Origin of the sequence: uncultured Ellagibacter sp., from assembly GCF_934636505.1 — a bacterium.
In the GTDB taxonomy this organism is placed as follows: domain Bacteria; phylum Actinomycetota; class Coriobacteriia; order Coriobacteriales; family Eggerthellaceae; genus Ellagibacter.
In genome coordinates this window covers 1-4,213 of record NZ_CAKUAL010000104.1, presented here as the reverse complement: position 1 = coordinate 4,213, position 4,213 = coordinate 1, and the positions used below count along the sequence as shown (strand labels likewise).

Genomic DNA, 4,213 nt, shown 5'->3' with positions numbered 1-4,213 from the left:
TTCTCGAACTCAGCCGGACATGTCCGGCTGAGTTCGAGAACGAAACCTAAGTGTTCGGATGAACTTACAAATCAACCGGCTCGGTGTACTCGGCATGGAAAATTGCTCGCTCGTGTACGGCTCGGGAGTGTATCCCGAGCCGTTTGGTATAGTGGCGCAAAGGTTTCCCTTTCAAAAGAAAGATCGAGATGTCGTTAGTCGTATGCAAATTCGGGGGGACGTCGGTCGCGTCGCCCGAGCGTATCAAGATGGTCGCGAACAAACTCATTGCCAAGAAGAAGGCGGGCGACGATGTGGTCGCCGTCGTCTCTGCGATGGGAAAAACGACCGATGAGCTGGTAGGACTTGCAAACGCGCTCAACACGAACCCTCCAGCGCGCGAGCTTGACCGCCTCCTTTCGACCGGCGAGCAGGTGTCGATGACGCTTCTGGCCATGGCGCTCGAGGCGCAGGGCTATCACGCCATGAGCTTCACGGGCCGCCAGGCGGGCATCCGCACGGACGGGACGCACAACAAGGCGAAGATCGTCAGCGTGCGATCCGACCGCATCATGGAGACGGTCGACAAGGGCATCATCCCCGTGATTGCGGGCTTTCAGGGCATCGACGACAACGATGACATGACCACGCTCGGCCGCGGCGGTTCCGACACGACGGCAGTGGCTGTGGCCTGGGGAATCAATGCCGACGTGTGCGAGATCTATTCCGACGTCGAAGGCGTTTTCACTGCCGATCCGCGTGTGTGCCCGCGCGCCAAGAAGCTCGACCAGATTTCCTATGACGACATGCTCGAACTCGCTGGCGCGGGCGCCGGCGTGCTCCAGATGCGCGCCGTCGAGTTCGCCCGCAAATGGAACGTCGTCATCCATTCCCGTTCGGCGTTTTCCGACGCCGAGGGCACGTATATCAAGGAGGCTCCCGACATGGAGGAAGCGGTAATCACTGGCATTGCGCACGACACGTCCGAGGTCAAAGTCACGATTCGCGGCGTTCCCGATATGTCGGGCGTGGCGGCGAAGCTGTTCAGCGCCCTGGCATCCAACCAGGTCAGCGTCGACATGATCATCCAGAACGTGTCGGAGTCGGGCATCACCGACATCAGCTTCACCTGCCCGGGCGGCGATCTGCCGCGCGCCCGCGAGACCGTCGAGCGCATCGTGCCGACCATCAACGCACGCACCTACATCGTCGACGAGGACATCGCGAAGGTGAGCCTGGTGGGCACGGGCATGAAGTCCTCGCCGGGCGTTGCTGCGAAGGCGTTCGAGACGCTGGGCCAAAACGACATCAACATCCTGGCTATCTCTACGAGCCCGATTCGTCTGTCTGTGGTGGTCGATGCCGCGCAGGCCGCTCAAGCGGTCCAGTGCCTGCACACCGCCTTCGGTCTGGATTCCGACAGTGTGTTCGTGGAAACCCAGCTTTCGGCGGAAGAAATCGCCGCCAAGATGAACAAGGGCCGATAGGGAGGTAAACATGGCTTGGACGAAGGTTATCCCTGCTCATCCGGTTGTTGCTGTTGCCGGTGCGACGGGCGCTGTGGGAAATGAGTTCCTGAAGGTCTTGCATGACCTGGACTTCCCCGCGAGCGAGGTGCGCGCGCTCGCGTCTGCACGCTCGGCTGGCAAGAAGCTTCCCTTCGAGGGTTGCGGCGACGTCCCCGCAGGCGAGCTCACTGTGCAGGAAATGACCCCCGAGTCGTTCGAGGGCGTCGACATCGCGCTGTTCTCTGCGGGCTCCGACGTTTCCAAGGCGATGCGCGAGGCTGTGGTTGCCGCGGGCGCCGTCATGATCGACAACTCGAGCGCGTTCCGCATGGATGAGGACGTGCCCCTGGTGGTTCCCGAGGTGAACCCGGGCGACGTGTCGTGGCACTCGGGCGTCATCGCCAACCCGAACTGCTCGACCATCCAGATGGTCGTTGCCCTGAAACCCCTCTATGACCTGGCGAAAATCACCCGCGTTGTCGTTTCGACCTATCAGGCGGCAAGCGGCGCCGGCGCACCCGCGATGGCCGAGCTCTACGATCAGACGCGCGAGTTTCTCGACGGCACGCCCGACGACGAGCTTACGGTGTCGGCGTTCCAGCATCGCATCGCCTTCAACTGCATTCCGCACATCGACAAGTTCCTCGACGACGACTCCACGAAGGAAGAGTGGAAGATGGTTGCCGAGACGAAGAAGATCATGGGTGATGCGGGCGTGAAGGTTGCCGCGACTTGCGTTCGCGTTCCCGTGTTGCGCTGCCACGGCGAGTCCGTGAACGTGGAGTTCGCCGCCGACGTGACGCCCGAGGCTGCCCGAGAGGCCCTCGCTGCAGCGCCTGGCGTCACCGTGATGGACGACCCTGCGAACAACGTGTACCCGATGCCCGGTCTGCTCGCGGGAACGAACGACACCTACGTGGGGCGCATTCGCCGCGACGACACGGTCGACCACGGCCTTTCGATGTGGGTGGTTGCCGACCAGATCCGCAAGGGCGCAGCGCTCAATGCCGTGCAGATCGCGCAGCTTTTGCTTCCGAAGGATTAAAAGTGGATTGTCCGGCCGAGCCTCGTGCCAGGATGGTATACTGAACGCGTGCAAGGTGGCTCGCCGCTCCTACGGCAGCTACCCCGTTGGCAAGTTTTGAGCTTGTGGGAGTAGCCGTTTCCCGTCTTAGCGGGGGCGGCTACTTCACTTTCTTAAGCGTAACGAAAGCTCGATAACCGCTATCACAACCAGACAGAATGTGAACAATTCCGTATAGGTAACCATGAGCAACCTCCTAATGGGATAGGGGGTAGCCCGCCACCTTGCACGAGCGTAGTGTATCATAGAAAAACGAACTTGTGTTCGTGTATTGAGTTTGTATAATGCCCTTATGACGAAAAAGCCGAAAAAGATACGCCTTGACGAACTCCTTGTTGAGCAGGGAGTTTTTTCTGATGCAGGCACGGTTTTGCGCGCTGTGCTCGCGCATGAGGTGAAGGTGGGCGATGTGTACGTCACGAGTGCCGCGGTGAAGGTGGCGCCCGATGCGGAAATCGTTGTGCGCGGGCGCAAGCAGTTCGTTTCGCGCGGAGGGCATAAGCTGCAGGGCGCGCTCGACGCGTTCGGGCAGGACGTGCGGGGGCTGAACTGCATCGACGTTGGATCGTCGACGGGCGGCTTCACCGATTGCCTTTTGCAGGCGGGCGCTGCACATGTGGCCTGCGTCGACGTGAACTACGGTCAGCTCGCTTGGAAGATTCGCACCGACGAGCGCGTGAGCGTTTTCGAGCGCACGAATATCAAGCTCGCCGATCCGGGGGAATTGGGCGCGCCGTTCGACTTGATCGTGTGCGATGTGAGCTTCATCGGGCTTGCCGTGCTGGTTCCCGCTTTCGCGCGCTTGTCGCGCCCAGTGACCGAAGACGCTCCGGCGAGCGTGTTCTTAGGGCTGGTCAAGCCCCAGTTCGAGTCCCGCCACGACGAGACGGACCACGGCATCGTGCGCGACGAGGCCGTGCGCGCCCGCACGGTGGAAGAGGTCCGCTGCGCTCTTAAGGGCGAGGGCTTCGAGGTAACGGGCACCATCGAGTCGCCGATCAAAGGCGCGGAAGGGAACGTGGAATACCTCGTCCGCGCAGTCTTCCAGGGCTGAGCGCGGCTTTTCTTGGCGCAACCTTCTCGAAGGGGAGCTTGTCGAGCCTACTCGGTTCGCCCAGCTTCGCGCGCTTGGCCTGTCCGCCTTCGGGGTTATACTGTTCTCGGCAAATCGCAATCGATCGAAGGAGTCAGCATGAACGGGCAGGAATACCTCGACCTTCTGAAGGCGCGCTACTCGGTGCGCTCTTTTTCCGACGTGCAGTTGACCGATGCCGAGCTCGATGTGCTGCTTCAGGCGGCGCAGCTTTCTCCCACGGCGAAGAACTCGCAGCCATTTCGCCTTTGCGTGGTGCAAAGCGCCGAGGGCCTTGCGAAGATCGACGAGGCGACGCGCTGCCGCTACGGCGCGCCCACGGTGATCATCGGCGCTTACGATGCCGACGTGTCAGCGAAGGGGCTCGGCTATGAAACGGGCGACTTCGGAGACATCGACACGTCGATCGTCCTCACCAACATCGCGAACGCTGCGGCGGCCGAAAACCTCGGAAGTTGCTGGGTTGGGGCGTATGATTCTGCGATTATTCGAAAGAATTTCAATATCCCGAACAATTATGTGCTCGTAGACCTTATGATGGTAGGGCAC

The 4,213-nt window shown here is 61.0% G+C and carries 4 protein-coding genes; all 4 read left to right on the top strand.

Going from position 1 to position 4,213, the window contains the following annotated elements:
- The first annotated feature begins 188 nt into the window (after window positions 1-188).
- Complete coding sequence (locus Q0G18_RS08985) at window positions 189-1,466, top strand: aspartate kinase (protein ID WP_277014145.1); 1,278 nt, start codon at window positions 189-191, stop codon at window positions 1,464-1,466.
- A gap of 10 nt (window positions 1,467-1,476) precedes the next feature.
- Entirely contained in the window at window positions 1,477-2,532 is a 1,056-nt protein-coding gene (locus Q0G18_RS08980) for an aspartate-semialdehyde dehydrogenase (RefSeq protein ID WP_297152228.1), read from the top strand.
- Between the two features lie 331 nt (window positions 2,533-2,863).
- The gene (locus tag Q0G18_RS08975) at window positions 2,864-3,625 is read left to right on the top strand and encodes a TlyA family RNA methyltransferase (RefSeq protein WP_297152232.1); all 762 of its coding nucleotides are present in this window, start codon (window positions 2,864-2,866) and stop codon (window positions 3,623-3,625) included.
- Window positions 3,626-3,763: 138 nt separating this feature from the next.
- Window positions 3,764-4,213: nitroreductase family protein (locus Q0G18_RS08970; RefSeq protein ID WP_297152225.1), on the top strand; the 450-nt coding region annotated here is incomplete at its 3' end.